At 66.1% G+C, this 22,677-nt stretch carries 18 protein-coding genes and 1 pseudogene; 4 read left to right on the top strand and 15 right to left on the bottom strand.

Annotated features, from left to right (window positions below; all coding sequences use genetic code 11):
* Window positions 1-77: 77 nt before the first annotated feature.
* Entirely contained in the window at window positions 78-2,729 is a 2,652-nt protein-coding gene (locus XARJCFBP2528_RS09775) for a TonB-dependent receptor domain-containing protein (protein WP_026063987.1), read from the bottom strand.
* 79 nt (window positions 2,730-2,808) lie between these two features.
* Entirely contained in the window at window positions 2,809-4,287 is a 1,479-nt protein-coding gene (locus tag XARJCFBP2528_RS09770) for a hypothetical protein (RefSeq protein WP_026063986.1), read from the bottom strand.
* Between the two features lie 189 nt (window positions 4,288-4,476).
* On the opposite strand from XARJCFBP2528_RS09770, the gene XARJCFBP2528_RS09765 reads away from it, so the two are divergent.
* Window positions 4,477-5,337 (top strand): 2OG-Fe(II) oxygenase, encoded by an 861-nt coding sequence (locus XARJCFBP2528_RS09765; protein ID WP_026063985.1) that lies wholly within the window; start codon window positions 4,477-4,479, stop codon window positions 5,335-5,337.
* A gap of 312 nt (window positions 5,338-5,649) precedes the next feature.
* On the top strand, window positions 5,650-7,695 hold the full coding sequence (locus XARJCFBP2528_RS09760; RefSeq protein ID WP_016900860.1) for a TonB-dependent receptor: 2,046 nt from the start codon (window positions 5,650-5,652) through the stop codon (window positions 7,693-7,695).
* A gap of 224 nt (window positions 7,696-7,919) precedes the next feature.
* On the opposite strand, the gene XARJCFBP2528_RS09755 is transcribed toward XARJCFBP2528_RS09760, so the two are convergent.
* A complete protein-coding gene (locus XARJCFBP2528_RS09755) occupies window positions 7,920-8,288 on the bottom strand; it encodes a VanZ family protein (protein ID WP_208412966.1) in 369 nt (122 codons plus the stop codon).
* A 32-nt stretch (window positions 8,289-8,320) separates the two neighbouring features.
* The gene (locus tag XARJCFBP2528_RS09750) at window positions 8,321-9,574 is read right to left on the bottom strand and encodes a class I SAM-dependent methyltransferase (protein ID WP_024939666.1); all 1,254 of its coding nucleotides are present in this window, start codon (window positions 9,572-9,574) and stop codon (window positions 8,321-8,323) included.
* Between XARJCFBP2528_RS09750 and XARJCFBP2528_RS09745 the strand changes: the two genes are divergently transcribed.
* A complete protein-coding gene (locus XARJCFBP2528_RS09745) occupies window positions 9,573-10,310 on the top strand; it encodes a pteridine reductase (RefSeq protein WP_016900857.1) in 738 nt (245 codons plus the stop codon). The genes XARJCFBP2528_RS09750 and XARJCFBP2528_RS09745 overlap by 2 nt on opposite strands.
* A gap of 12 nt (window positions 10,311-10,322) precedes the next feature.
* Here the strand turns inward: XARJCFBP2528_RS09745 and folK are convergent, their stop codons facing one another.
* The 5 genes from folK to XARJCFBP2528_RS09720 all read right to left on the bottom strand — a co-directional run bounded on the left by folK (window position 10,323) and on the right by XARJCFBP2528_RS09720 (window position 15,343).
* The gene (folK, locus tag XARJCFBP2528_RS09740) at window positions 10,323-10,835 is read right to left on the bottom strand and encodes a 2-amino-4-hydroxy-6-hydroxymethyldihydropteridine diphosphokinase (protein WP_016900856.1); all 513 of its coding nucleotides are present in this window, start codon (window positions 10,833-10,835) and stop codon (window positions 10,323-10,325) included.
* 92 nt (window positions 10,836-10,927) lie between these two features.
* Window positions 10,928-12,430, bottom strand: coding sequence for a hybrid sensor histidine kinase/response regulator (locus tag XARJCFBP2528_RS09735; protein WP_016900855.1), 1,503 nt, complete (start codon window positions 12,428-12,430; stop codon window positions 10,928-10,930).
* Window positions 12,431-12,433: 3 nt separating this feature from the next.
* The gene (locus XARJCFBP2528_RS09730) at window positions 12,434-12,874 is read right to left on the bottom strand and encodes a response regulator (RefSeq protein ID WP_016900854.1); all 441 of its coding nucleotides are present in this window, start codon (window positions 12,872-12,874) and stop codon (window positions 12,434-12,436) included.
* Window positions 12,871-14,682, bottom strand: a complete 1,812-nt coding sequence (locus XARJCFBP2528_RS09725) for a sensor histidine kinase (protein WP_016900853.1) — start codon at window positions 14,680-14,682, stop codon at window positions 12,871-12,873. Before XARJCFBP2528_RS09725 ends, XARJCFBP2528_RS09730 begins: the two co-directional genes overlap by 4 nt.
* A gap of 286 nt (window positions 14,683-14,968) precedes the next feature.
* Complete coding sequence (locus XARJCFBP2528_RS09720; RefSeq protein WP_016900852.1) at window positions 14,969-15,343, bottom strand: BON domain-containing protein; 375 nt, start codon at window positions 15,341-15,343, stop codon at window positions 14,969-14,971.
* 150 nt (window positions 15,344-15,493) lie between these two features.
* On the opposite strand from XARJCFBP2528_RS09720, the gene XARJCFBP2528_RS09715 reads away from it, so the two are divergent.
* The gene (locus XARJCFBP2528_RS09715) at window positions 15,494-16,561 is read left to right on the top strand and encodes an oxidoreductase (protein ID WP_016900851.1); all 1,068 of its coding nucleotides are present in this window, start codon (window positions 15,494-15,496) and stop codon (window positions 16,559-16,561) included.
* 205 nt (window positions 16,562-16,766) lie between these two features.
* On the opposite strand, the gene gnd is transcribed toward XARJCFBP2528_RS09715, so the two are convergent.
* From gnd to XARJCFBP2528_RS09685, 6 genes and pseudogenes are all read right to left on the bottom strand, one after another.
* The gene (gene gnd / locus XARJCFBP2528_RS09710) at window positions 16,767-17,708 is read right to left on the bottom strand and encodes a phosphogluconate dehydrogenase (NAD(+)-dependent, decarboxylating) (protein ID WP_016900850.1); all 942 of its coding nucleotides are present in this window, start codon (window positions 17,706-17,708) and stop codon (window positions 16,767-16,769) included.
* 20 nt (window positions 17,709-17,728) lie between these two features.
* Window positions 17,729-19,138, bottom strand: a complete 1,410-nt coding sequence (locus tag XARJCFBP2528_RS09705) for a hypothetical protein (RefSeq protein WP_289882756.1) — start codon at window positions 19,136-19,138, stop codon at window positions 17,729-17,731.
* Between the two features lie 96 nt (window positions 19,139-19,234).
* Complete coding sequence (locus tag XARJCFBP2528_RS09700) at window positions 19,235-19,615, bottom strand: glycine zipper 2TM domain-containing protein (RefSeq protein WP_026063982.1); 381 nt, start codon at window positions 19,613-19,615, stop codon at window positions 19,235-19,237.
* Window positions 19,616-19,735: 120 nt separating this feature from the next.
* Entirely contained in the window at window positions 19,736-20,527 is a 792-nt protein-coding gene (locus XARJCFBP2528_RS09695; protein WP_047124616.1) for a DUF2242 domain-containing protein, read from the bottom strand.
* A 73-nt stretch (window positions 20,528-20,600) separates the two neighbouring features.
* A pseudogene (locus XARJCFBP2528_RS09690) lies at window positions 20,601-21,573 on the bottom strand (DNA methyltransferase).
* Window positions 21,566-22,666 (bottom strand): radical SAM family protein, encoded by a 1,101-nt coding sequence (locus XARJCFBP2528_RS09685; RefSeq protein WP_016900845.1) that lies wholly within the window; start codon window positions 22,664-22,666, stop codon window positions 21,566-21,568. Before XARJCFBP2528_RS09685 ends, XARJCFBP2528_RS09690 begins: the two are co-directional and overlap by 8 nt.
* Window positions 22,667-22,677 lie beyond the last annotated feature (11 nt).

Below are 22,677 nucleotides of genomic sequence, written 5' to 3'. Positions count from 1 at the left end.
GGCGACACGGACCCAGATGCAAACGCCCGCCATGCGAGGCAGGGCGGGCGTTTGCGATACCGGCAGCGGGCGTCGGATCAGAAGCGCGCTGTCACACTCAGGTCATACGTCACGCCGGGCTGGTACTCGTACAGGTCTACCCGATTGCTGCCCAGGCTCTGATATTCCTGGTACTTGGTCTTGAGCAGGTTGCGTGCGGCGAAGTTCAACGACAGCGTATTGCCCGACCATACCAGGCCCTTCTTGATCACCAGATCCAGCGAGGTGCCGGGTTTGTCGATGTAATCCGGTTGCCCCGGTCGACCACGCGCGGACACCCGCTCACCGACATAATTGGCGATCAAGGTGGCCTGGCTGTGGGTGCTCTCGCTTTCCACACCGATCTGCAGGTTGGCGATGTCATCGGACTGCCCCTGCAAGGCCGAGCCATCGCGGATGAACAAGGTCGCCTGCACCGGTGCGGTGAAGCCGAACGGCTGCACGGTGTCGCCATCGCTGGCACTCACCTCCGACTTAGTGCGCGTGTAGTTGCCGGACACGAACACCCGCTTGTCGCCCCACCAGTCGGCCGCGATCGGCAGGTCCAGATATTTCTTGGCCTCCAGTTCGATGCCGTACAAGGTGGCCTCGGGCGCATTGATGAAGCTCTGCACGATGCCGCCGCCGGGCGCATCGTTGACGATGGCTTCGATCGGCTTGTCGATGCTCTTGTAGAACGCGCCGACGGTGAAATACTCGCCCGGCTCGAAGAACCACTCGTACCGCGCATCCAGGTTGACCAGCTCGCTATCGACCAGGAACGGGTTGCCGAAGAACTGGCGGTCGATATCCGGGTCCAGATACTGCTGCGGCGCCATCTCGCGGAACTGCGGGCGCGCGATGGTCTTGGACGCACCAAAGCGCAGCTGCTGGTTCTCGGCAAAATTCCAGGTCACCGTGGCCGATGGCAGCGCGTAGCTGTTCTCCAGCGGTGCCACGCTGTCCTGGCGCACGCCAGTGAAGATGTCGTACGGATGCACCGCCTGGGTGGCGTCTTCGTAGCGCACACCGACGGTGGCGCGCAGGGTCGGCACGATCTCGCCCTCGGCCTGCAGATAGGCCGCCTTGACCTTCAGGGTCGCATCGTACGCGGCCGCACCGAAGCTGCCGGTGGTCTCGCGCAGGCGCAGCAGATCGTTGCTGAGGTTGTAATCGGAGATCAGGTAATCCACACGCTGGAACTGATTGTAGAACGGCAGCGGGCCGTCCAGCGCCAGGAAGCGGAACTCGCGGCTCCACGCGCTGCGATCGTTGTCCAGATAGGCCAGACCGCCCTTGACGGTGAAGTCGTGCTCGATCGGCAAACGCCAGGTCACATCCACCCCGCCGCTGGCCACCTTGTCGTCGACCTTGCTGAAGCGGGTGTAGTTCTGCACGCGCGAGGCATCATGCGCCCAGTAGCCATCGAGCAACTCGTAGCGAATGCCGGTTTCGTACGGCACATCGCGGCTGGCATTGGCCACCGCTGCGCGCCATTCGATCTTGAGATCGTCGTACTCGCCGAACGCGTGCGTGCCGCGCAGCTGGTTGTTGATCAGCTGGCGCTCGTACCACTCGGTGTTGTCGTCACGCACATCGAAACCGGCCAGCTCATCGCGGCCGGCACGGCTGCGCGCCACTTTCAAAGCATCGTGCACATACAAGGTGGTCCAGCCGATGGTGTGGCGGCCGTACTCCCAGCCCAGCCCCAGCATGCCGTTGGTGCGCACGTTGTTGCGGGTGGTGGCGAAGTCGTAGTTGGAATTGAACTCGACCGTATCGCCGACAAAGATGCCGTCCTGCTGCTTGCCGGTGCGCGTGCGCCACTCGTTGTCGTAACTGGCCACCGCGATGATGCCCAGCTTGGCCTCGCCCACGTCCATGCTGTAACCGGCACTGCCGCCGACATTGACGTCCGGGGCGATGCTGTCCTTTTCCTGCAGCACATACAGGTTGGCGTCGTTCAAGCTGCGGCCGATACGGCGGATGTCCTCGCGCGAGAAACTGCCCAGATCCACGCGCCGGCCGCTCTGGATCGCATCGCGCAACGCGGCAGGCTGCTTGCGGGTGCCGTCGTCGTAGCCCCATTCGTCATCGCCGGAGCCGTAATAGGTCAGGCCTTTTTCGCCGGTGCTGACGCTGTTGACGCCGCCACCCACGGTCAGCGACAGGAAGGGTTTGTCCGGCACCGCCATCGACTGCAGATCGATCACGCCACCGCCGAATTCGCCCGGATAATCGGCCGAATAGGTTTTCTGCACGGTCACGCTGGCCAGCACATCGCTTGGGAACAGATCCAGCGGCACCACGCGCTGCATCGGCTCGGGGCTGGGTAACGGCGAGCCGTTGAACAGTGCCGACGAATAACGCTCGCCCAGGCCGCGCACATACACATACTTGCCGCGCGACAGGCTCAGCCCGGTGACACGCGTCAGTGCCACCGCCGCGCTGCTGTCGCCGGTGCGCTCCATGTCCTCACGGGTGACGAACGATGCCACCTCCGAGGTCTGCAGCATCGGTTCGGGAATGTACTCGCCGCGCACCACGACCTGGTCGAGTTGCTTGGGCGCACTGGTGGCGGTGCTGCTGCCACTGGCAGAGCCGGCATCGGTGGTGGTCGACTGCGCCAGCGCAGCGCCGGAAAACAGCAAGGTAGAAATGGAAAGAGACAGGCCCGTCCGCGAGAGACGGGCGACAGCGGAGGTTCGCATCGTGGGAGCCCTGGCAACTGAAAGATGAAGCTGGACGCATCACAAGGCAGCCGCGCGGGCTGCCTTGCGATGCTGTGCCTCAGCAGGGACGATCGGCGGTCAGGCCGCAGGTCCAGCCCTGCCACCAGGTGTCGTTGGCATCGCGCACGCCACCGATGTAGTTCACCTGCTGGAAGAAGCTGCTCACCCCGTTCAAGCCCTGGAAGGCCGGCACGGCGCTTTCGTTGGCGCCATTGACGAAGGTGTTCTGCAACGTGGACACGCCGTTGGCGACGTTGTTGGTGCCGGCCGCGAACTGGGTGGCCGCACGCGCGTCGCTGCCGAAAGCCGTCGGGCAGGCGAAGAACACCGAGTTGAAGGTTCCGAGCGTGTCGGCATCGGCCAGGTTGAAGCACACCAGGCCATCACCGCTGCCACCGGCCGGACGCGTGACGACCGAGTTGTAGAACGCGGCCTGCGTGCCCTGGTTGAGCATGATCGCCGCACCGGCGCGCGCATTGCCCACGTAGGTGAAGTTGGCCACCTTCGGGCGCGAATACGGCTGACGGCGCAGGCTGCTCCACTCGTTCATGCGGTCGCCGCCACCGGCGCGCTGCACCACGATGCCGAACTGCAGGGCACCGTTCCAGCCGGCATCGGTATCCAGCGAATCATCGTCGGCGCCGGTGATCACGATGTGGCTGCCGTTGACGGTGCCGCCGAACCATTCGATGCCGTCGTCGGAGCTATTGTGGATCTGCACATGATCCAGGCGCGTGCCGCTGCCCACGCCGGCCAGGGTGATGCCCTGCAACTCGTTGTTGGGCGAAATTTCGAAGCCCGAATACATCACCCGCAGGTAGCGCATGGAGCCGCTGTTGTCGGTGGCGCTGTTGCCACCGTAGAACGCGTTGGTACCTTCCACCTGCGCCTGGCATTCCGGCGTACCGGAGACCGTGGTGCCCGGGCAGTTGTTGATGGCCGCACGGCCCAGCACCACGATGCCACCCCACAAGCCGATGGTGTTGGCGCTAACCTGGCCCTCAAGCGCCTGGCGCGCGGTGAACACGATCGGGGCGGTGGCGCTGCCTTCGGCAAAGATCTGCGAACCGCGGTTGACCACGATGTAGTCGCTACCCGCCGAACCGAACAGGGTCACGCCCGGCTCGATGGTCAGGATGCCCTGCGTGCTGCCGGCGGCCGGTGCGATTGCGTTGCCGCCGCGGTCGGTGCCCACGTTGACGCGTCCGCTGATCGAATACGCCGTGCCCGTACGTGCCGGCACCACCAGGTTGCCGTTGATGGTGTCCGGCAGCTGGCAGGCGCGCAGCGTGTTGTTGGCGATGGTGCCGACGTTGGAGAAACCGGTCGGGCAATCGGCGGCCGGGCCGGTCGGTGCCGGAGCGGGCGTCGGTGCAGGCGTGGGCGCCGGGGTCGGTGCGGGAGCCGGCGTCGGTGCCGGCGGAAATGCGCCCTCGCCGGGCGAGGCGACACGATCGGCACCACCACCGCAGGCCGACAACGCCAGCGCGGTACCAAAGGTCATGAGAAGTGTCTTGCTGCTATTGCGAACGGACATGCGGCTGATCTCCAGGTCAAGAAAGGTCCGGTATGAAGAGGAGTCGTCAAGAATTGGTTGCGTTCCGCTCACTGCAGTGGCGAGCACGTTCAAGATCCCCGTCACTTTTATAGGGGCTGTCTGTTTCATTTGTCTTACGACGACACAATTGACACATGCCTGCCACACATTGACATGCACTGTAGGAGGATGACTCCGCCCCCCATCCCCGCTGCCCTGGGCGACTGGATCATTGCGCAGGCAATGACCGGCCAGCCGCCCGAACAAGCGCTACAGCCGCTCCTGGATCAGGGCTGGAACGAACAGGACGCCATCGATGCAGTCGAGGCCCTGCTGCGCGACCACATCCAGCAACACGCGCAGACCCATGGCCTGCCGGTGCCGGTGCGCGTGCCGGCAGTGCTGCAGCATAACGATGCCTCGTTGCTGGACCTGGGCGATCGCCAGGTGCGCGTGCTGGTCAGCCTGGTGCTGCCGCGCGTGGTGGTGCTGGGCGATTTCCTGTCCGATGCCGAATGCGAGGCATTGATCGCACTGGCGCAGCCACGTCTGGCGCGTTCGCGCACGGTGGACAACGACAACGGCGCGCAGATCGTGCATGCCGCACGCACCAGCCACAGCATGTGCCTGCAACTGGGGCAGGATGCGCTGTGCCAACGCATCGAAGCACGCATCGCCCGCCTGCTCGACTGGCCCGTGGACCACGGCGAAGGACTGCAGGTGTTGCGCTATGCCACCGGCGCCGAGTATCAACCGCACTACGATTACTTCGACCCCGCGGCCGCCGGCACGCCGGTGTTGCTGCAGGCCGGCGGCCAACGCGTCGCGTCGCTGGTGATGTATCTCAACACGCCGGAACGCGGCGGCGCCACGCGCTTTCCCGATGCGCACCTGGACGTTGCCGCCGTCAAAGGCAATGCGGTGTTCTTCAGCTACGACCGCCCGCATCCAATGACACGCAGCCTGCATGCCGGCGCACCGGTCCTGGCCGGCGAAAAATGGGTGGCGACCAAGTGGTTACGCGAACGCGCGGTACGCATGCCCGGCTAACGCTCCGCAGAACACCGGCACCAGCGGCCGGCACGTACCGCCGCGACCAGCCCCCCTGCCGCCTGCCACCCAAGCCTGTTGCGCCGGGCCAGCTACGCCTGGTCACCGGAGCTGCTGCCGGCCTCCAATCCTGCTGACCGCAGCCACCGCTGAGCGCGGTGCGAAGCGCGCTGGCTGCCGCGATCCCGCCCCCGGCAGCGCACGCGCACCGCGAGCACCCTGCAGCTGGGATCGAAGATTTATCATTTATGTTATAATATTGCAAAAGATGCCACATTCGGTTTCCCACTTCGCATTGGTGCTGTCCGATCCATGAAGATCCACATTCTCGCGGCGGCCGTCGGCGCCGTTCTGCTGCTCCCTGAGGCACGCGCACAGTCGTCCGATTCGGCGCTGACGCTCGGCAAGGTCGATGTCCACCAGCATGGCGAAGGCCAACTCACCGCGCATCAGGTACTGACCTCGGTGGACGTGCTGGGGGCCGATCAGATCGAGGACAAGAACGTGTCCTATAGCTGGGAGCTGCTCGGGCAGATGCCCGGCATCCAGCTCACCGAAACCCGGCAAGGCGCCGAATCGGGCAAGGTCAGCTTTCGCGCCTTCAACGGCGAGGGTTACCTCAATGCGATCAAGACGCTGATCGACGGCATCCCCAGCAACGTCAACAGTGGCAACCAGCGCTTCATCGACATGCTGTTCCCGCTGGAAATCAGTTACATCGAAGTAGTGCGCGGCACCAATGATCCGCGCTACGGCCTGCACAATATCGGCGGCAACATCAATTTCGGCACGCGCCAGGGCGGCAGTTACACCGACGCGCGCCTGACCTACGGCAGCTTCAACACCCGCGATGCGCAGCTGGCCGTGGGACGCGAACGCGACGGGTTTGCGCAGAACTATTTCGTCGGCGTGCAGGCTTCCGATGGCTACCGCGACCACGACACCTCCAGCAAGTATTCGTTGGGCGGCAAATGGTTCTACGGCAACCTCGACGACGGCATGCGCATCGGCCTGACCGCACGCGTCTATCACAACCAGGCCGACGAACCCGGCTTCATGACCGCAGCGGAAATGCAGGCAGACCGTCGCAGTTCGGACCTGCGCAACCGCAACGACGGCGACGACCGCGACATGCGCCAGTTCGGCGTCCATCTGGATCTAAAGCTGGCAGACGGGCTGTTTTTCGGCACCAAGCTTTACTCCAACCGCTATCACGACGACCGCCGGGTGACCTTCAGCGACCTGCCCACCGGCAATGCGCCACGCCAGCGCCGCATCTGGGACGAGACCCAGGTCGGCATGCTCAACACGCTGACCTGGCGCAGCAGCGACACGCTCACCCTGGAAGGCGGCATCAACTACGAGCATCAGGACAACGCCTACCGACGCGAGCGTTTCAGCTATGCCGAGCCCACCGATTTCAATGCCACGCCGGCACGCATCCAGAACGACGACCGCCATACCTTCGACAACTGGGGCGCCTACGTGCAGGCGATCTATCAGCCGACCGAGGCGCTGAAGATCGTGCCGGCCTACCGTGTGGACCGCTTCGACGGCGACACCCGACTGCCCGGCGGCGTTCGCGCGCCGCTGCAGCGCTACGGCACCATCGAGCAGCCCAAACTGAGCCTGGTCTACGCCTTCACCCCGACCACCAACGTCTATGCCAACTGGGGCCGCAGCTTCCAGGTGCTGACCGGGTCCACGGCGCCGGCTTACCTCACCGCCGGGCAGGCGGACGTCGGCCCGTCCACCAATACCGGCGTGGAGCTGGGCATGAAATTCAGCCCGTTCCAGGGCGGCCAGGCGCGCATTGCGGTGTGGCAACAGGATGCGGCCAACGAAGTCTCCAACATGCCCGCCACCGGCACCACCGTCACCCTGGGCAAGACACGCAGGCGTGGCGTGGATGCGCAGATCAATGCGCAGCTGGGCGACAGGTGGACGCTATGGGCATCGCACGCGTACCAGGAGGCAAAGATCGAACGCGACGACCGCGATGCCAGCGTGTCGCTGGTCGGCCGCGAAGTGGCCGCAACGCCGCGTTACATCAGCAACGTCGGCGTCGAGTACCGCCCGACCGCTGCGCTGCGCTTGGGAATGCAGGGCCGCGCGCAAGGCGACTACTATCTGGAGGAGCGCAACCTGGCCGGCAAATACGGCGGCTTCGCCACCCTGGATCTCACCGCCAGATACTCCATCAATCCCGCCTGGAGCGTGGATCTGCAGGTCCGCAATGCCACCGGCCGCGAGTATGCCTACGTGTGGTACGACAGCTTCTTCTGGACGCAGGCGCAGCCGATGTTTTCGCCAGCGGCAGGGCGCCAGCTCTATCTTGGCCTGAACATGAAGCTGTAACCCGCGCATCCACAGGCTGCGATCGACGTCTCATCCGATGATGTACGCGTGGCTGCTACCCGATGCAGCCCTGCGCCGGATCCGGGACTCCACACGCTGCAGGCAGCTGTCACGACATCCCGCTACCCGCTGCCGATGCGTCAATGCGCCATCGCAAGTACACCGCTCGATAACGGCAGTGCCTGGCGCACACGCGCATTCGTACACGCATGCGCGCACGCAACTCAACCCCGCGCGAACAGGCGCTGGTCGATCCGCAACATCACAAGACACAACGGCGTCCACGCCAGGCACAGGCCTGCAGCAATGCCCAGCGTGTCGGCCAGCGCATCGTATGGGTCGGCGCTTCGATTGGTGGTCAGTGCGCCTTGCGCGATCTCGATGCCAACGCCTAAAGCCACCAGACCGATGGCCGCACCAACCTGCGCGCGGCGCGTGGCAAACAACTGCACCGCGCCCCAGCACAACAGCGCGAAGGTCAAAAAGTGCTCGGCCTTGTCGCTGTTATCCGGCAGCTCCGGAATCTCCGGCGGCGGCCCCAGGCAGACCGCGATCACCACCACGATCGCAGCGATCCACAACCCCACCCACAACCGCGGCCGATGAAACGGGCGCAGCGTCTGCGTCACAGCCGCCACGTGAGATCGCCCGCCAGAAATGCCGGCGCAAAATCGACGTCGCGCGCAAACCCCATCACCTGGAAGCGCTCGCCCATTTCGCTGGGCAAGGTCAGCCGCTTGATCTGCTCGCGCAGCCGCATGCGCCCTACTTCGTCGGTGCGCGTGTCGGCCTGCGCCAGCAACGCATCCAGGCCGTTGCCGAGCAGAAAGCTCGCCTGCGTGCAGTAGCCGGCCAGTTCGAAACCGGCTCCGGTGCCGGCCTCGGCCAACGCGGTGAAGTCCACCGACGCAGTCAGATCCTGCAGGCCCGGCCAGCGATACAAATCCTCATGCATGCGATGGCGATAGAACGCGCGCAGGGTGCCGTCTTCGCGCTGCGCACGATAGAACTCGCCACGCGGGTAACCGTAATCGACGAACAACATCGCGCCGCGCTTCAGACCGCCGGCCACTGCCTGGATCCAGTAGGGCAACTGCGGCAGCAGCTCGGAGCGATAACCATCGGCGAAGGGCTGCTCCAGATAACGTTCCAGATGCCGCACCGCCGCGCCCAGCAATGCATCGGCCGGCTGCTCGCCGCGCGCGAATTGCTGCTGCGCATCCAGCACCACGGTTTCTTCATACACCTCGCCATCGCGCAGCGTGAAGCGCGGCGTGGGCAATGCGTCGATCACTTCGTTGGCGAACAGCACCCCGTCCCAGTCGTCCGGGAACGGCCCGTCCAGCCACTCCACCAGATCGAACACCGGCGGGATCAGGCTGCGTCCCAACCGCTCGCGCTGACGCTCGCGCAGGTCGGCACTGGGCTCCAGGATCGCGTAACGCTCCGGCAGCGCATCCAGCTCGAGCAGGCGCTTGAGCGTGACTTCGGCAAAGGCACCGCTGCCGCCGCCCACTTCCAGCACGCGCGCCTGCGGCCCGAGCTGCTGCAGCACCGGTGCCAGCGCACCGGACACGGTGGCCGCGAACAACGGCCCCAGCTCCGGTGCGGTGACGAAATCGCCAGCCTCGCCGAACTTGCTGGAGCCGGCGCTGTAATAGCCCAGACCCGGCGCGTACAACGCCAGCTCCATGAAACGCGAGAACGGAATCGCACCACCGGCGGCGGCGATCTCGGCGCGCAGATGCGCGGCCAGCCGGTCGCTATGCGCCAGGGCGTCCGGATCGGGAGTAGGAAGGTCGGCGTGCATGCGGGCACCGGTTGCGGGGACAATGCACAGGATAGCCGAGCCCTTTGCAACGCCGAGCGAGTACGCCATGACAGACAGTTCCAAGGTGGTGTTGATCACCGGTGCAGGTCGCCGGATCGGCGCGCAGATCGCCACCACGCTGCATGCGGCCGGCTACCGCGTCGCCCTGCATGCGCACCGCTCCGGCGAGGCGCTCGGCGCGCGTGTAGCGGAGCTGTGCGCCCTGCGCGCCGGTAGTGCACAGGCCTTGCACGCCGATCTGCGCCTGCCGGAGGCACCGGCGCAGCTGGTCGCCGACTGCATCGCCGCGTTCGGCCGCCTGGATGGCGTGGTCAACAATGCCTCCGCGTTCTACCCCACCGCGCTCGGCGCAGCGACAGCCGCGCAATGGGACGAGTTGTTCGCAGTCAATGCACGCGCACCGTTCTTCATCGCCCAGGCTGCCGCCGCGCAGCTGCGCCAGCACCGCGGCGCCATCGTCAACATCACCGACCTGCACGCGCAGCAGCCGATGCGCAATCACCCGCTGTACGGCGCGTCCAAGAGTGCGCTGGAAATGCTGACCCGCTCGCTCGCGCTGGAGCTGGCACCGGAGGTGCGCGTCAACGCGGTCGCGCCCGGCGCGATCCTGTGGCCGGAGGAGGGCAAATCCGCAGCGGCCAGGCAGGCGCTGCTCGCACGCACGCCGCTGGCCCGCATCGGCACGCCCGAGGAAATCGCCGAGGCGGTGCGCTGGCTGCTGGACGACGCCGGCTTCGTCACCGGCCACACCCTGCATGTGGACGGCGGCCGCCGGCTCAGTTGAGCTGCAACGGCGCTAGCGCGCCACGTCCAGCGCCGGGGCCGCGTCCAGCGCCACCGTCGTGAACGCGATGCCGTGCTGCGGATGCGCCTGCCACAGCGCGGCCAGGGTCTGCCCGCTGAGCGGGTCGACAAAATCGGGCGCGATATCGGCCAGCGGCTTCAACACGAAGGCATGCTTGAGCTCGGGCCGCGGGATGCGCAGATGACCGGGGCCTTCGATGATGCAATCGCCGAAGAACACCACATCCACGTCCAGCGTGCGGTCGCTGAAACGCGGGCCGCTGCGATCGCGGCCGTGCGCATCTTCCAGCGCATGCAGCCAATGATCCAGCGCAGCCAGGTCCATGTCCGTGTCCAGCGCCACGGCGTTGTTGACGAAGTCCGGACCGTCGAAGCCCACCGCCGGCGTGCGGTACGCCGGCGAGACGGCAAGCTGGCCGAAGCGTGCGCGCAAGGCGTCGACGGCCAGGCGCAGGTAGTGGGTCGGCTGGACGTTGCTGCCGAGGCTGAGAAGCACGGTGGTCATGCGTTATTCGCGCATGCGGCCAGCGTGGGCGTCAACTGTTGCAATCGTGCCGCATCTGAGCCTGCCCGCCCGCAGCGCGCCAGACCCTGGCCTCAGGCCGCTTCCAGCGCATGCGCCACCGCGCGGAACACCCGGCGCATTTCCAGCGGTTTGCGCAGCACATGCACCGGGATATCCGGTGGGAAGTGCGAACGTTGCAGCGGCGCGCCGACATCCTCGAGCACGATTGCCGGGCCGTGGTAGCCCAGCTCCTGCATGCTCAACAACACGCTCACCGCCGAGAGCTGGATGATGTCGCTGTCGATGATCACCAGGTCCGGCATCGCGTGCTGCTGCACCAGGTGCAGCGCCGCCGCGCCATCGGTGGCCAGCTGCGGTTGATAGCCCTGGCTGGACAAGGCATTGCCCAGCAGCGACAGACGCGTGGCCTCGCCATCCACCAGCAGGATGCGCTGCCCATGCCCCAACGCCAGCGGCGGCTCGGTGTCGGCAATCGTCACTGCGGCCGCACGCATCGGCACGATCATGTCGAACCGCGTGCCCTCGCCCAGGCGGCTGTCGACCACGATGCTGCCGCCGTAGCTTTCGACGATGCGCTTGCAGGAAATCAGCCCCAGGCCGGTGCCATCGGCCTTGGTGGTGAAGAAGGGGCTGAACAGGCGTGCGCGGGTATCTTCGTTCATGCCCACGCCGGTGTCGGCCACGCTCATGCGCACGCGCGTGCCGTCGTGGCGATCGGCCGACAGGGTCAGCATCCCGCCGCCCGGCATCGCCTGGATCGCATTCAGGCCCAGGTTGAGCAGGCATTGCTGCAACTCGGTGTAGTTGGCCTCGATGGTCAGATCCAGCGGGATCGTGTCCATCTGCAGGCGCACGCCGTCGGGCAGGCTGCTCTTGAGCAACATCTGCACCGCCTGGAACAGGCTGGCGATCGACACCTGCTCGCGCGGCTTGTTGGAGCCACGCACGAACGAGAGCATCGACTCGGCCATCTCGTGCCCGCGCCGGCCGCACTCGGCCACCACGTTGGCCAGCTGGCGCAGCTGCGGATCGTCGGTGCGTCCGGCCAGCAGGTCGGGCACGATCAGCAACGGCTGCAGGATGTTGCGCAGGTCGTGGCTCAACCCAGCCGCCAGCATTGCCAGGCTTTCCAGCCGCTGCGCGCGCATCAGCTCGCTCTCCACGCGCTGGCGTTCCAGGTCGGCGCGCGCCTCGCGGATCGCGCGGATCACCGCGCTCGGCAGGCGGGTCGGATTGTGCTTGATGATGTAGTCGTTGGCGCCGTCCTGCAGCGCCTTGACCGCGGTCTCCTCGCCCATGGTGCCGGAGACGAAAATGAAGGGCGTGGCGCCGCTCTGGCGCACCAGGCGCAGCGCCTGATGGCCGGAAAAACCGGGCATGCTCAGGTCCGACAGCACGATGTCCGGCTGGAATTCATCCAGTGCGGCACGCAGCGACGGCTCGCTGTCCACACGCTCGAACGCCGCATCCAGCCCGGCATCGAGCAGCTGATCGGACAACAGCTCGGCGTCTTCCGGTGAATCTTCCACCAGAAGGATCTTCAGCTGCTCCAGTTTGCCCCCCTCTTGCAGCATGGGTCAGTCCAGCTCCGGTGCCTGATTGATGACCGCCCAGAAGGTGCCGAGCGTCTTGACTGCGTTGAAGAACTGATCCACGTCCACCGGCTTGACCACGTAGGCATTCACGCCCAGGTCCCAGCTGCGGGCCAGGTCGCTCTCCTCACGCGAGGACGACAGGATCACCACCGGCAGGCGCTTGAGCGACTCCTCGCTGCGGATCTGCTTGAGCACTTCCAGCCCGTCCAGGCGCGGCATCTTGATGTCCAGCAGCAACACCGCCGGCAGGCCTTCCTCGCGATCGGCGAAGATGCCCCGACGCAACAGATAGTCCATGGTCTCCACGCCGTCCTCGACGTGCACGATGGGATTGGCCAGGCGGGCTTCGCGCAGGGCGTCGACGGCCATTTCCGCATCGGCCGGGCTGTCTTCTGCCAGAAGAATGGTACGGATGGCGGTCATACATTGAACTCTTGGTTGGGCGCTTCAAGCGCAGGAGGAAGCACAAAATAGAACGTGGCGCCTTCGTCGACCGCGCCTTCGGCCCAGACCCGGCCGCCGTGACGCGTCAGCACACGCCGCACGCTGGCCAGGCCGATACCGGTCCCGGGATATTCGCTGGCCTTGTGCAGGCGCTGGAACACGCCGAACAACTTGGCGCTGTATTCCATGTCGAAGCCGGCGCCATTGTCGCGCACGCTGAACTGGTGGCCGCCGTCGGCCATCGGCGTATAGGTGACCTCGATCCTGGCCACCTCGCGCTTGGTACTGTATTTCACCGCGTTGCCGAGCAGGTTCATCCACAGCTGGCGCATCATGTTCTCGTCGGCCACCAGCACCGGCAACGGCGCGATATGCCAGTCCACACGGTGGCCGGTGTTCTCGCTCTGCACATTGGAATCCAGGATCGCGCGGGTTTCCGACACCAGCGACTGCATGTCCACCGCCTGCAACCGCAGCGCGCTGCGGCCCAGTCGCGAGTACACCAGCAGATCGTCGATCAGCGACGCCATGCGCCGCGCCGAGCTGCTGATCACTTCCATGTAGTGACGCGATTTCTCGTCCGCCGCATCGCCCAGGTGGCGCGCCAGCTTGTCGGAGAATCCGGCCACATGGCGCAGCGGCGCGCGCAGGTCGTGCGAGACCGAGTAGCTGAAGGCTTCCAGCTCGCGATTGACCTCCGACACCTGCTCCACCTTGCCTTCCATCTGCCGGTTGAGCTCCTGGATGCGCAGCTGCGAGGCCTTCTGCAGGCTGATGTCGCTGACCGTCATCAGCACCACGTCTTCGTCGCTGGTATCCGGCAGCGGCATGCGCCGCGCGTTGATCAGCATGGTGCGCTGCACGCCATCGGCGGCGCGCTGCTCGTGTTCGTAGTCCCACAACTCGCGGCCGCGCAGCAACACGTCGGCCAGCCGCTGATGGATCTGCGCATCGCGCCAGACGCCATCGCCCACGTCCTCCAGCGGCATCGATTCGTTGCCGCGCTCGTCCAACCCGTACAACTCGGCAAACGCCGGGTTGTGCAGCAGGATGCGCTGGTCGGAATCCAGCAGCACGATCGGCTCGCGCACGGTCTGCAGCACCGACGACGCGCGGCCGTTGGCGCGCAGGTATTCCTGTTCGGCGGCCAGGCGGCGACGGATCTGCCGCTGCAGCAACCAGGTCACCGTGCCCAGCAGCAGCAACTGCACCACCAACGTGCCCCAGCTCAACACCGCGTAATGCGTGCGTTCGGTATCGGCGCGCGCATTGCGCAACTCCAGCAGCTTGCCCTCGGCATCCTGCAACTCGTCGATCAGCACGCGGATCGGGTTGTTCAGGGTCATGTCGTTGATCAGCAGACGGATCTGCTCCGGTGCGGTGGTCACCGCGATCCGCTCGGCCAGCAACAGGCGCCGCTCGATCGTGCTCTGGATGCGCCCCATCCGCACCTGCTGTGCCGGGTTGTCCTTGGTCAGCACGATCAGCCGCTGCACCGCGGCCAGCGACTCACGCCGGCCGCGCCGCATGCGCTCCAGCAGGGCCGGGCGCTGCACGCCGTGCGAGCGCATCAAGGCCGCCGATTCGGTATCGCGCATCGCCGCTTCCAGGCGCTGGGCGGTCTCCTGCACTTCCTGGCTATGCGATACCCATACCGCGGCCTGGTTGGCATTGTGCGCCATCTGCTGCAGCAGCAGCGACGGCACCACCACAATCAGAAACACGGCAACCGCCAGTAACGGCAGGCGCCAGCGATCCCATCTGTCTTCTTGGACCGTTGTCTGCATTGCTAGGTCGGTATCCGCTCGCTGCCAGGGCCCCGAAGGCGAGTCGGCATTGTCTCCGATCAGGCCCAGGATGAGATTAACGATTCAGCCTGATCACTCCGGCGGCGACATAGCTGAATGGGCATATCATAAGTGCAGTAAACGTGAAAATGGCGCGAGCGCGTCACCGCCTGTCGGCTTGCCTGGGTCGCGCGCAGGCAACAAAAAAGGCGCACTCCATGGAGTGCGCCTTGTGCTCGGTTCAGCCGCCTCGCCTCGGCTGTCCCGGCATTCGCTACCGCTGCAATTACATCTTTGCAGCGACGACCTTCAGGCCGGTGGACTTGACGCTCTTGACGCCTTCGATGCCCTTGGCAACTGCCACGGCCTTGTCGTGCTCGGCCTTGGTGGCAACCGTGCCGGTCAGGGTAACGATGCCGTTCTTGGTCTCGACCTTGACGTCGGTGCCCGACACGTTGTCGGTAGCCAGCAGATCGGCCTTCACCTTGGTGGTGATCCAGGTGTCGGTCACCGGCTTCTTGGATTCGTTGATGTTGTCGGCAGCGTGATCCTTGTGCGCAGCGTGCTCCTGCGGCGCAGCGAATGCCTGCGAGGCACCCAGCGTCAGACCGAGCGACAGCGCCAGGGCCAGCAACTTGCGTGCATGTGTGATGTTCTTCATCGGATGTACCCTCCTGTGAATGTGGCGGCAGTCTGCAGTGGCGCTCGTCGTGCACACGTGACTGCCGGATGCAGGGGTTGTGAACCCGTCGCACACGGGTGGGTGCAATACCATGCAGGCCTCCTCCGTCGTTGCGATGAACCGTTTTCAATGCCTAAACCGTTCAATCTGGCCGTCGTCGGCTATGGCTATGTCGGCCGCACCTTCCATGCCCCGCTGATCGCCGGCACCCCGGGCCTGGCCCTGCACAGCGTGGTGTCGTCCAAGCCGCAGCAGGTACAAGCCGACTTTCCCGATGTCGCCGTGCTGGCCGATCTGGAAACGGCACTGGCCGATCCGGCACTGGATGCGGTGGTGCTGGCCACCCCCAACCAGACCCACGCGCCGTTCGCGTTGCAGGCCCTGGCCGCCGGCAAGCATGTGCTGGTGGACAAACCCTTTGCACTGGACGCTGCACAGGCGCGCGAAGTGGTGGCTGCTGCGGCGGCAGCCGGGCGCATCGTCAGCGTGTTCCAGAACCGGCGCTGGGATGCGGACTTTCTCACCGTGCGCCGGCTGATCGACGAAGGCCAGTTGGGCGAGGTGGTGGAATTCCATTCGCACTTCGACCGCTTCCGGCCGCAGGTGCGCGACCGCTGGCGCGAAAGCGACATCCCCGGCGCCGGTCTCTGGTACGACCTGGGGCCACATCTGCTCGATCAGGCGCTGCAGTTGTTCGGCACGCCGCAGGCGATCGGCGCGGACCTGCAGCGCCAGCGCAACCAGGCGCGCAGCGACGACTATTTCCACGTCACCCTGCGTTACCCGCGGCTGCGCGTGATCCTGCATGCCGGCTCGCTGGTGGCCGACAGCGGCCTGCGCTTTGCCGTGCACGGCACCCGTGGCAGTTACCTCAAACACGGGCTGGATACCCAGGAAGACCAACTCCGCGCCGGACGCCGCCCCGGTACCGCCGGTTGGGGCGTGGACCCGCTTCCGGGCACGCTGACCCGCGTCGACGACGAAGGCCGCGTGCACACCCACCAACCCGACACCACGCCGGGCGACTACCGCCAGTGCTACGCCGCATTTCGCGATGCCCTGGCAGGGGCCGGCCCGGCACCGGTCAGCGGTGCCGACGCGGTGCAGGTGATGGAGCTGCTGGAGCTGGCGCAACGCAGCGCCGCCTCGGGCCAGGTGCAATGGCTGGAAGGCGCAAGCACGGCTTCGCGCGGCTGATGCACGGCCGGGCGCCGATATAGGCGCCCAGCTGATATTCGGCATCGGCAATGGCGCGCCCGCGCCCTGCGCTGCCACGTCCGGGCACCGCGTCAATGCGCACTGCACTCAGTCAGCGCGCACGCCGGCAGTCGCCCGACATAGACGCAATGGAACAGACTGCCCTGCGCGCCCGCCATGCAGGCGCGCAGGCGTCGGAGATCGCTCAGACGTCCTTGCTGCCGATCGTCGGCGCGGCTTCCGTGGTGGTCTTGACCGCATGACCACCGAACTGGTTACGCATTGCGGCCAGCAGCTTGTCGGTGAACGAATCCTTGTCGCGCGAGCGCAGCCGCTCCATCAGCGACAAGGTGATGATCGGCGCCGACACTTCCAGGTCGATCGCCTCGGCCACCGTCCAGCGCCCTTCGCCCGAATCGGCCACGAACGGTGCGATACCGGCCATGGTCGGATTGTGCGCCAGCGCATCGGCGGTGAGATCCAGCAGCCACGAACGCACCACGCTGCCATCGCGCCAGATCTCCGCGACCTGGTGCAGGTCCAGCGCAAAGTCGCTCTTGTGCTGCATCAGCGCAAAGCCCTCGGCATAGGCCTGCATCATTCCGTACTCGATGCCGTTGTGGACCATCTTGGTGAAGTGGCCGGCGCCGCTCGGGCCGACGCGGCCCCAGCCCTTGTCCGCTGCCGGCGCCAGCGTGGCCAGGACCGGATGCAGCGTGGTCACCGCCGCTTCGTCGCCGCCGACCATCAAGCTGTAGCCTTCCTGCAGGCCCCAGACGCCGCCGCTGGTGCCGCAATCGACAAAGGCGATCCCACTGGCATGCAGCAGCGCGGCGCGGCGTTGCGAATCCTTGTAGTACGAATTGCCGCCGTCGATGACGATGTCGCCGGCCTGCAACAGCGGCAGCAGCTGCGCCAGGGTGTCGTCGACGATCTTGCCCGCCGGCACCATCAACCACACCACGCGCGGGCTCGGCAGCGCGGACACCAGTGCAGCCAGCGCATCGGCAGTGACAATGCCCTTGGCCTGCGCACTGCTACGCGCACCTTCGCCCGGATCGTAACCATGCACGCGGTGTCCGCCGTGCACCAGGCGCTCGGCCATGTTGGCGCCCATGCGGCCCAAACCCACCATACCCAGTTCCATAATCGCTCCTCATGATCTGATCAGTGCAGGGTGCCACGCCCGGCGTACGCTGGCGTGGCGGAATTCTCAATGGATTGTTCCGCCGCGGTGCCGGCGCCGCACTGTTGCAGCTGCCAGTCGATCCAACGCCAGTACAAGGTGCTGCGCAGATTGTGCAGGGTCAGGTCGATGGCATACGGCGTGCGCGGATTGCGATCGAGCAGGCGCGCCACGTGGTACCCGATCGGCTTGATGCCCTTGGGATGCACGTACACCAGAAAGCCCTGGTAGAACGGATCATCCAACAGGCCTTGCAGCGTTTGCAGGCGTGCCTGCTGCTGCGGGTCGAGCGTGGCGCGCAGCGCGGCATCGCGCTCGTACAGCAGCCGCTCGAAGCGACGTTTGCCCGGCCCGCGCAGTTCCCTGGCCAGCTCCCAGATCTGCCGGTTGAGCGCATCGTAGTGCGCAAAGCCGCCGTGCTGCGCCAGCGCCCGCGCCGCCGCATCGCTGACGTCCACCACCACGAAGTTTTCGGCCTGGTTGTGGATGTCGTCCAGAAACGACTTGTCGAACACATGCGCGATAAATCCCGGCGCGCCGACAAATGCCTGCCGGCCCAGCTGCGCGGTCCTGGCCGCCTTGCCGTCGGCGAAGAACTCGCCGGCATGCGCGCCCAGCAGGATGCTGTCGGTGTCGTGCAGGGTCAGAAACGTGCCGATCGACAACTCGCCCGAGGTGAACACCTGATCGAATCCGGCATCGCCATACAACTCGCGCTGGGTGGCCAGCTGGGCCACCTGCCGCCCCACTCCGCATTCGGAGCGCACCTGGCCGCGATAGAACGCATCCAGCGCCTGCGCATTGCTGCCGCGCGGTTGATAGCCGCGCCCGAAACTGCGAAAGCCGCTCCAGCCCTGCGAGGCCGCGCCACGCCAGCCGAATCCGATCCAGCCCAGCTGCAGTGCCGAAAACCGGTAGCCCGGGTTGTCCTGCAACTGTGTGGTGGCACGCCGTGTGGCCGCACCGAGTTCGAACGCGTACGCGCATTGAGTGGCGCTATCGTCCAGCAAGGCCTCGAGCGCAGCGCCGCGTTGCTGCGCGTTCCAGCTGGCCGGCAGCGTCAGCTGCAGATCGCCGGCCGCACGCGCCTGCGCAAGCGAGCCGCGCGTACACGGCTCGCCGCGCTGGATCACCGGCGCACTCACCGCAGCGCGGCGAATATCCCAGCCCAGTCGCCGCAGCAAGGCATCGACGCAGTCCACAGACGCCTTGCGCGCGGTCTCGCTCGGCGTGGCTGCGGCGGCCTGCAACAGCTGCACACCGAGCAACGCGGCCGCGCATAGACGCACGGCAACGCGGGAGCGCGATTCGGGCCGCGCAGATGCGGATGCAGACGCACGCTGCCTCAATCCCGTCCACAGCCGCAGGCGGGGCTTCTGGAACGCACTCATCGGCACAAGGTGATGTAGATCGGCAGCAAGGTGCTGCATCCTCAGACGTAGAAAGCCCCGGCAGGACCGGGGCTCGCAGGGTTCACTGCATCAGGTTCAGCGGCGTTCGCAGACGCGCTCGACCTGACGGTTACCGTTGGCTTGCTGGCGGTTGCCCTGGATGGTGCGGCCCGCTGCACCGCCGGCAACTGCACCGGCCACGGTTGCCAGCTTCTTGCCGTTGCCGCCGCCAACCTGGTTGCCGAGCAGGCCACCAATGGCCGCGCCAGCAACAGTGCCACCGATACGATTGGGATCGGTCGAGTTCTTCTGCACTTCGACATTGCGGCAGCGCACGCGCGTGCCATCGCCGAACTTGCGGCCTTCATCTGCCTCGGTATAGCGCTGCTGATGCGAACGCGTTTGCGCCTGCGCCAGGGTGCTCGTCGCCATCAACGCGATCAGGGACATACCCACAAGGGAATTGCGCATCTTCATCGTCTGTCTCCATCTCGCCCCTTGGCGAGTCATGGTTGCACTTTCGCCACTTGGTCGAGAACGCAACGTGAAGCGTGCAACCGGCTATTCAGGCTTTGGAGCAGAGCCTGAATCGCTCCGTCACGGCTGGGTTGCTGGCTCGGTTTGCGGCACCTTGGCTGGTGTCGGCGGCGGGTCCTGCGCCTCTACCGGCAACGGCGCCACTGGTGGCTGTTCGACAGGTGTTGCGGCAGGTTGCGCCGCAGCTGTTGCGGGTGAGGCAGGAACAGTGGCCGCCTCGCTGGCCTGAGCGGCCGCAGGCACCGGAGCCGGTACTTGTGACACCGCGTGTGCCGGAGGCGGCGGTGACGGAGCAACAGGTGCAGGTGCAGGCACCGCTTCGGTGACCTTGGGCAGGTACGAATTCAGACGGTCGAAGAAGCGTTTGTAGAAGGCCGCGTCCTGCACCGTGGTGCTGGACACGCGCACCAGCGAATCACCGCTGCTGCCGACCGGCAACGACAACGAACCAAGCACGCCGACACCGACGCTGGCCGAGGTCGAACTCTTCTTCAGCGCATAACGGTCCTGCAATGCGCTGACGAACACCTGCGCCTTGCCGCCGTCCTGCGTGGCGCAGGAAATGCGCAGATTGAGTTGTTCGCTCTGGTCGGCTTCCTTGAGCTGGAAGTTCTTGCTGCCTTCCACCGCAGCGGCATCGGCACGCGTCACCGCATAGCCCTGGCTCAACAACACCCGGCGTGCGGCCTCGCAGGCCTGCGGCGAGGTGGACGCCACGCTGCGCGAGTAGGTGTCGTCGGAATTGAACGACTCGCGCATCAGCATCGTGTCGCCCTTGCTGCCGCCGCAGCCAGCCAGGGTTGCCAGCGCGCCAAGCAGGGCACCGCGCGCAATCAGGGAAGAACAAGACATGGAGACATTCCGGCATCCAAAACCGGCACAGAGCATAGCGGCAACCGGTGTGCGCGCGGCGTCGCGGGGCCGATCAGGGCAACGGCGGTTCATCCGCTGGCAGCTGCAGGTCCAGCTGCAGGCGGCTGCCGTCTGCGCCGATGCGCTCGGCGCGCAGATAGTGGTGCGTACGCACCGCCGCCAGCGCGACCGGCGCCCGGCATGGCTCGCCCCACAGGCTCAAGGCGAATCCCTGCGCCTGCAGCCAGCGCGCGTAGCTGCCGTGCACCTGCACCGGCAGGCCGTCTGCGCGTAGCGCCTGCAGCAGCAGCGCTGCCTGCTGCAGGTCCAGCCGCGCACGGCAGTGCTGGAAGAATCAGCGCGTACTCGTGGCTGCGATTGCTGTGCGTACCTGCAGGCGCCAGCGCCGCGCCAGGACGCCGGTAGCACAGCACCCGCTCCTCGCGCAGGGTGAACAGGCTGGCAAGGATCCGCCCCAGATCCCACGCCTGCGGAATCACCCGCCCGCCGACGACGATGTTTTCCGCCATCGCCACACCGAAGCCATCCGCTCGCATCCGCTTGCGCAAGGCATGCAATACCGCTCGCATGTCGGACAGATAGCCTGCGTAATCGGCACTGGCATACAACTGCCCCGGCAATGCCGCACCGTGCCAGTGGCAACCGAAATACGGCACGTTGGTCAGGCACAGATCGATCTCCGCTGCAGGCGCGGTGTCGACCAGCGTGCCGACCACGACCGGCGCCTGCACGCCGTGCCGCTGCAGGCGCGTACGTGCAAGTTGTGCACGTGCGGCATCGATCTCCATGCCATGCGCGCCACGCCCTTCCAGCGCCGCCGCCAGCAGCGTGCTGCCAAATCCACAGAACGGATCGAACACCTGCGCGCCAGGCACGCTGAAGTGCCTCACGAATGGGCGCATTTGATTCACCCAGCCACAGTCGCGCCCGCCAAGCGGATCGGCTGCGCGCAGATCCTCGGGCAATGCCCAGGACGGCTCATCCGGTGCCGGCGTCCACCAGCTGCGCTGGTCGAGTTCATCCATCGGCCGGCTCCCACAGCACATCGGCATCCGGGTCCCAGCCCGCGCACAGGCGGCCGTTGGCGAAGAACACCAACTTGTAGAGGTCGCCGGTGGCGTGGCGTGCGTGCATGGCCGCGTAGTCGGCACTTTCGAACACCACTTCCAGACCGTCCTCGCTGCGCATGCGCAGATTCCAGAAGTAGTACCCCTCGGTCATGCCGTCGGCTTGCCAACGCGACCACCATGGCTGCTGCATGCAGTCCGCCAACAGGCTTTCCATGCCGATGCGATGCTGCGCGATATAGCGCCAGGTGCCATTGTTGCGGTACGCATCGTCCAGACGCGACAACTCGCGAAAGATCACCTGCGTGGCGCCACAGCGGCGCGCCCACGCGATGTACTGCGCCACGCCATCGGCACAGTCCACGCCGCCCCGCTGCACGATGCAGACCAGCCGCACCGGCAGGCGCGCTGCGATGCGTTGCGCCGTCCGCGCGAAGATGGCCGCATCGGCAATGGGCTCGTCTGGACGAAAGCGCATGATCGCGTCGTTGCCGGCCTGCAGCGGGTGGTGACGCGACAGCTCGATCCACGACAGGCCGAAGTCGACCAGGGCATCGAGCAACTGCGCTCCCCGCGCGCGCGCCAAGCCGGCGCCATTGCTGTACAGCACGCGCTGCTCCACGCACGGGCCGTCGGGCGTTGTCGCCAGGGTCTGCAGCAAGGTCTGCAACCAGTCCGGGTCGTCGGTCATCTCCAGGCCGGACAAGGAATACGACAACGGCACCCCGTGCAGCAGCTGCAACGCAACGCGCAACTGCGCAAAGTAGTCCGGCCCTGGCCGCAACGTCGCTGCCGCCGGGCCACCACGGTGTTGACGCAGGTTTTCCGAACAGAAGCCGCAGCGCGCCGAACATGGCCGTACCGAGGCATACGGGGTCAAGGTGATCGGCAACGCTGCCCGATACGCGCGCTCGCCGATGCGCAATGCATGCCATCGGCTGCTCTCGCCCTGCTGCGGCACGCGCCGCCGCAGGCTGGGCGCGGCGGCGCGCAACCCGGCCAACAGCGGCGATGCAGACAGCAACGAGTCGTCATCCAGGGAGGCGTGCATACCGTCAGCCG

The organism is Xanthomonas arboricola pv. juglandis (genome assembly GCF_001013475.1).
In the GTDB taxonomy this organism is placed as follows: Bacteria; Pseudomonadota; Gammaproteobacteria; order Xanthomonadales; family Xanthomonadaceae; genus Xanthomonas; species Xanthomonas arboricola.
Note: the sequence above shows the minus strand (reverse complement) of the source record. Positions and strands in the feature narration are given on the sequence as shown.

Bases quoted from the DNA above. Each gene is read 5' to 3' on its own strand.
- XARJCFBP2528_RS09775 (WP_026063987.1), bottom strand. From the start codon at position 2,729: ATGCGAACCTCCGCTGTCGCCCGTCTCTCGCGGACGGGCCTGTCTCTT.
- XARJCFBP2528_RS09770 (WP_026063986.1), bottom strand. From the start codon at position 4,287: ATGTCCGTTCGCAATAGCAGCAAGACACTTCTCATGACCTTTGGTACC.
- XARJCFBP2528_RS09765 (WP_026063985.1), top strand. From the start codon at position 4,477: ATGACTCCGCCCCCCATCCCCGCTGCCCTGGGCGACTGGATCATTGCG.
- XARJCFBP2528_RS09760 (WP_016900860.1), top strand. From the start codon at position 5,650: ATGAAGATCCACATTCTCGCGGCGGCCGTCGGCGCCGTTCTGCTGCTC.
- XARJCFBP2528_RS09745 (WP_016900857.1), top strand. From the start codon at position 9,573: ATGACAGACAGTTCCAAGGTGGTGTTGATCACCGGTGCAGGTCGCCGG.
- XARJCFBP2528_RS09750 (WP_024939666.1), bottom strand. From the start codon at position 9,574: ATGGCGTACTCGCTCGGCGTTGCAAAGGGCTCGGCTATCCTGTGCATT.
- folK (WP_016900856.1), bottom strand. From the start codon at position 10,835: ATGACCACCGTGCTTCTCAGCCTCGGCAGCAACGTCCAGCCGACCCAC.
- XARJCFBP2528_RS09735 (WP_016900855.1), bottom strand. From the start codon at position 12,430: ATGCTGCAAGAGGGGGGCAAACTGGAGCAGCTGAAGATCCTTCTGGTG.
- XARJCFBP2528_RS09730 (WP_016900854.1), bottom strand. From the start codon at position 12,874: ATGACCGCCATCCGTACCATTCTTCTGGCAGAAGACAGCCCGGCCGAT.
- XARJCFBP2528_RS09725 (WP_016900853.1), bottom strand. From the start codon at position 14,682: ATGCAGACAACGGTCCAAGAAGACAGATGGGATCGCTGGCGCCTGCCG.
- XARJCFBP2528_RS09720 (WP_016900852.1), bottom strand. From the start codon at position 15,343: ATGAAGAACATCACACATGCACGCAAGTTGCTGGCCCTGGCGCTGTCG.
- XARJCFBP2528_RS09715 (WP_016900851.1), top strand. From the start codon at position 15,494: ATGCCTAAACCGTTCAATCTGGCCGTCGTCGGCTATGGCTATGTCGGC.
- gnd (WP_016900850.1), bottom strand. From the start codon at position 17,708: ATGGAACTGGGTATGGTGGGTTTGGGCCGCATGGGCGCCAACATGGCC.
- XARJCFBP2528_RS09705 (WP_289882756.1), bottom strand. From the start codon at position 19,138: ATGAGTGCGTTCCAGAAGCCCCGCCTGCGGCTGTGGACGGGATTGAGG.
- XARJCFBP2528_RS09700 (WP_026063982.1), bottom strand. From the start codon at position 19,615: ATGAAGATGCGCAATTCCCTTGTGGGTATGTCCCTGATCGCGTTGATG.
- XARJCFBP2528_RS09695 (WP_047124616.1), bottom strand. From the start codon at position 20,527: ATGTCTTGTTCTTCCCTGATTGCGCGCGGTGCCCTGCTTGGCGCGCTG.
- XARJCFBP2528_RS09685 (WP_016900845.1), bottom strand. From the start codon at position 22,666: ATGCACGCCTCCCTGGATGACGACTCGTTGCTGTCTGCATCGCCGCTG.